Raw genomic sequence first — 4,518 nt, 5'->3', positions numbered from 1 at the left:
TGGCTGGCAGAAAAGGGGAACCAGCAGCAGACCGGCCTGGGCTTCGATGGCGCGCAGTCCGACTTCGCGGATCAGCGATTGCGCGGGGAATAGTGCCATGTCCAGCCCCCTGACTTTCGAGCTCGCATCGCTCTGGTTGGAATACCGCCAATCAATGCATTGCAACAAATGGCGCGCGTTGCCTAGCGTCAACGCCCGGCGCTTCGCACCGGTCATCAGACCAGAACCCGAGCTGCCACCCAAGTTCGAAAGTCTGCGACCTTATGTGTCTACTTCAATTTCAGCAAACGACGCGCATTGCCTTCGTAGATGGCATATCGTTGCTCGGGCGTGAGGTCCATGGAATCGATGATTTCGATGGTCCAGCGCGTGTAGGCGGCTCCTTTTTCTGGATCAAACGGTGCATCGGAGGCAAACATCACCTTGTCGACACCAAAGAAATCGAGCCCGAGTTCTGTCGCCTTGCGTGCGCCAAATAGCGCGGTGTCGGCATAGAACATCTTGAAGTAGTCCAGAGGACGTTTCTTCAGTTGCTTCAGGAGCAATGAATAGTCCTGATCCGAGGTGCGAGTGCCCAGCAGATCCCAGCCCGGACCGACTCGCCCCTCAAAATAGGGAATCATGCCGCCCATGTGATGGGTGATGACCTTGAGATCCGGGTGCTTGTCAAACAGGCCTTCGAACACCATGTGGGCCATCGCTACGCTGGTTTCATAGGGCCACCCAAGTGTCCACCAAATTTCGTAATGACTTTTTGTTTCCTTTTTGTAGTCCGCAAAGTCGGCGCCGCGTGCCGGATGCAGCCAGATGGGGCAGTCCAGCTTGGCCATCAGGTCAAACAGTGGCAAGGTTTCCGGGGCGGTCAATGGTTTGCCGAGGACATTGGTAAAAACCTGCACGCCGACGGCACCCAGTTCAACGATGGCGCGTTCTGCTTCACGCAGCAAACCGGCTGGATCGTTCATCGGCAGGGAAGCAATGAATGCAGGGAAACGTCCTGGATGTTTCGCCACGAGTTCGGCCATTCCGTCGTTCGCCAGTCGTGCCATCTCAGTGGAACCCGGTGGTGGCCCAAAGACCTCGATCGGCGGTGAACCAAGGCAGATAACCTGCGCATAGTCGTCGAAACGGTCCATGATCCGAAAGCGCTCATCTAGATCAACGATGTAGGGAATATCGCGCACCCGTTTAAACATGTCCTTGCCGTTGGGCACGACTTCGAGCGCTCTTTTGTAAAAGGCTTGGGGAAAAATGTGATTGAAGATATCGAGCTTCATTTCAGTCTCCTTGTAAGTTGCGGGATCGACTGAGGTGAGATTGCCATATCTGCGCCCATAATGCCATTTCATTCTTTTCATTTGTTGATGAATTTAATTCATGAATGTCACGGTAAAACAGATCAGCGCCTTTCTGAGCGTCGCGCAGACCGGAAGCTTTACAGCAGCGGCAACGCGGCTGCATCTGACACAGTCCGCTGTCAGTGTGCTGGTTAGTGAGCTGGAGGGGCAGTTTGGGTTGCGCTTGTTTCATCGAACGACGCGTCTGGTGCAACTCACTGATGCCGGGCGCGAGTTTTGTCCGGTCGCCGAGAAAGTACTGGCCGACCTCACCAATGCCCTGGCGAGTTCCAAGGAGTTGGTGGCAAAGCGGCGCGGTCGGGTGACGGTGGCGGCGACACCGCTCATGGCATCCATCTGGCTGCCAAAGATCATTGGTGAATATGCTGCCATGTACCCCGGAATCAAGGTCATTCTTCAAGACACGTTGGCCAGTTTGATTCAGCCCAAAGTCCGTGATGCTGAGGTTGACTTCGGCATCGGAACATTCGAAAGATCGGGGCGTGAGTTGGTGGCCGAGCCATTCATGGCCGACACCCTGGTGCTGGCCTGCCCCGCAGGGCATCCCCTGGCCGGAAAAGCCAGCGTCGCCTGGCAGGATTTGGCAGGACATCCGTTCATTTCGCTGACTCCAGACAATTCCGTCGGCCAACTCATCAAGAAGTGCCGTATTGATGCCGGCCTCGAACTTCAGGACGCCTACGAAGTGGCCTATCTGTCAACAGTGGTTGGCATGGTGGACGCGGGTCTGGGTGTGGCCGTCTTGCCGTCATACGCTAGCCCGATGACTCGGGTTTACAAGATCGAAGTGAAGAAGATGGTGAAGCCCGCGATCCGCCGTGAAATATCCTTCATCACACGTCAAGGGAGAACGCTGTCACCGGCAGCGGAGAGTTTCAAGACCTTCATACGGGCTTGTGCCAAGGGCAAAAACTGAAAGACCGGCTCGCCCTGACCTCAGGCGTTAGCGCGCTGTGTGGTGTCCCAGGGTGGCAGCGGTTTGAGACTCTGTTCGAGCCAATCCAGCAATATGCGAACCCGCGGTAGTTCAATGCGGCTACTCGGAACCAGGGCTTTGAGCCAAAGCCCTGGTACTGCAAAGCCCGGAAGGACTTCAAGCAACTGACCGGACTTCAAGGGGGCACTGGCCAGATAGTCGGACAGCACCGCGATGCCGCTTCCAGCGAGTGCGGCCTGGCAGATCGCAGCGCCATGGTTGGTGCGCAATTTGGGCCGCACATCGATGCCGATCAAGCCCTGGTCGCTCTGAAATTCCCAACGGGCGCCCGAAGTCGTAAATACAAGGCAATCATGGTCAACCAGGTCGGCTGGGCGCAGCGGCGCGCCCCGGCGTTCCAGATAGCTCGGAGCGGCGCATAAAAAGCGTTTCATCAGGCACAAGGGCAAGTCCTGCACTTGCCCGTACAACTCCGGCAGTGCACCGATTGCGATATCAAAACCTTCTTCCAATGGGTTCACCGACCGGTCGGCCAGAACGATGTCCATGCTGATCATGGGTTGGCTTCGAAGGAAATTGTTGAGAATCTCGCTGAGATAAAGCACTCCCAGAGTGGTAGGTATCTTGACCCTGATATGCCCCTCGAGTTCACCACTGGCGCGGGCCATGCCGGCAAGCGTGTCATCCACCTGCCGGATTGCCTTTCGAACCGTAGGCAGATAGCGTTCTCCGACATCGGTCAAAGCCAGTTTGCGGGTGCTGCGGTTGAAAAGCGGCGCTCGGATGCGCCATTCGAGTTGATCAATTCGTTTGGAAATAACAGACGGCACAACACCCAGTTGACGCGCTGCGCCTGAAAGGCTCCCGGCATCGGCCGTTGCAACAAATGCTTTGAGGTTTGTGATTGTGTCCACGACTTATCTCGATTTGGAAAAGACTTGATCTTGAAGTGGCACATTGTCGTGGCTTTCCAAGCCAATTAGTATCGTCCAGACGAACAGTATCCACGTCGTCAGAGCCCGTGTCATGCGCGGGACCTGTAACAGTTGACGATCAAATGCTGCTCGCAATCGAGGCCGATGAACTCGCCAAGAGGAATAACATGACGGTGAAATTCTGAGAACGGAACACGGTTTCTTGAGTTAGACAATAAGAGGAGACAATCATGAAGATCCGCGTTACTTTGGCTGGATTATTGATGGCGCTTAGCACCTTTTCGCTGGCTCAGGTGTGGCCCGCTCAGACCATCAAGATCATTGTGCCGTTCACGCCGGGCACCGGCATGGACACCATTGCCCGCACGGTTGCACCCAAACTGAGTGAACGCCTGGGGCAGCCTGTTGTCGTGCAAAATGTCCCTGGCGCTAGCGGAAATATCGGTGCTGACAATGTCGCCAAAGCCAACCCCGATGGCTACACCATGTTGATGGGTGCCAACACGATGCTGATGGCAGCTCAGCTTTATAAAAACGTTGCTTTCAATCCGGTTGAGGACTTCGCGTCTGTGTCGATGACCGCCTACGGCACATTGATGCTGGTGGCCAGTCCGAAATCCGGGATCAAGTCGATGCAGGAGTTGATTGCGCTGGCAAAGGCCAAACCGGGCTTCGTCAATTACGGTTCACCTGGCATCGGCACGCCGCACCATATGGCGATGGAACTGTTCAAGAGCGAAACGCAACTCACCTTGCTGCATGTTCCGTACAAAGGGACCTCAGGTTTTGTGCAGGACATATTAGGCGGTGAACTGATGGTGGGTTTTCTGCCAGTTCATGTGGCACAGAACTTTGTGAGTTCCGGAAAATTGATCGCACTCGCTGTGGGTGGTGCCGCGCGCCACCCGGTCGCGCCCGGTGTGGCGACGATTCAGGAGTTGGGCGTCAGCGGTGTCAATGTGGATATCTGGTACGCGTTCTTTGTTCCCGCAAAGGTTCCGGCTCCGGTGATCAATCGGTTAAACACCGAAATTGCAGCGATCATCAAATTACCGGAAGTCAGGTCGCTGCTGACCAATGCCGGGCTTGACGCGATGTCATCGACGTCAATGGAGCTCAGCGCAACACTTCGCAAAGACTACGCTCGCTGGGGCTCCGTCATCAAGCGCAACGGCATTGAAATTGACTAGCCCTTTGACAGATTTCTGAAATCAAAGTGTGAGCGAACCCGGCATGAGCATGAACGCCGCCCAAACCCTGCTCGAAGCTGGCGCTTCACACGCGGTGG

The 4,518-nt window shown here is 55.6% G+C and carries 4 protein-coding genes; 2 read left to right on the top strand and 2 right to left on the bottom strand.

Going from position 1 to position 4,518, the window contains the following annotated elements; genetic code table 11:
• Positions 1-269: 269 nt before the first annotated feature.
• A complete protein-coding gene (locus ACOYNV_RS25895) occupies positions 270-1,277 on the bottom strand; it encodes an amidohydrolase family protein (RefSeq protein ID WP_422902700.1) in 1,008 nt (335 codons plus the stop codon).
• Positions 1,278-1,377: 100 nt separating this feature from the next.
• On the opposite strand from ACOYNV_RS25895, the gene ACOYNV_RS25890 reads away from it, so the two are divergent.
• Positions 1,378-2,274, top strand: a complete 897-nt coding sequence (locus ACOYNV_RS25890) for a LysR family transcriptional regulator (RefSeq protein WP_422902699.1) — start codon at positions 1,378-1,380, stop codon at positions 2,272-2,274.
• Between the two features lie 20 nt (positions 2,275-2,294).
• Here the strand turns inward: ACOYNV_RS25890 and ACOYNV_RS25885 are convergent, their stop codons facing one another.
• The gene (locus ACOYNV_RS25885; RefSeq protein ID WP_422902698.1) at positions 2,295-3,209 is read right to left on the bottom strand and encodes a LysR family transcriptional regulator; all 915 of its coding nucleotides are present in this window, start codon (positions 3,207-3,209) and stop codon (positions 2,295-2,297) included.
• A 251-nt stretch (positions 3,210-3,460) separates the two neighbouring features.
• Between ACOYNV_RS25885 and ACOYNV_RS25880 the strand changes: the two genes are divergently transcribed.
• Complete coding sequence (locus ACOYNV_RS25880; RefSeq protein WP_422902697.1) at positions 3,461-4,420, top strand: tripartite tricarboxylate transporter substrate binding protein; 960 nt, start codon at positions 3,461-3,463, stop codon at positions 4,418-4,420.
• Positions 4,421-4,518: the final 98 nt, after the last annotated feature.

It is taken from the genome of Propionivibrio sp., assembly GCF_049316945.1.
In the GTDB taxonomy this organism is placed as follows: domain Bacteria; phylum Pseudomonadota; class Gammaproteobacteria; order Burkholderiales; family Rhodocyclaceae; genus Propionivibrio.
This window is presented reverse-complemented; position numbering and strand designations above follow the sequence as displayed.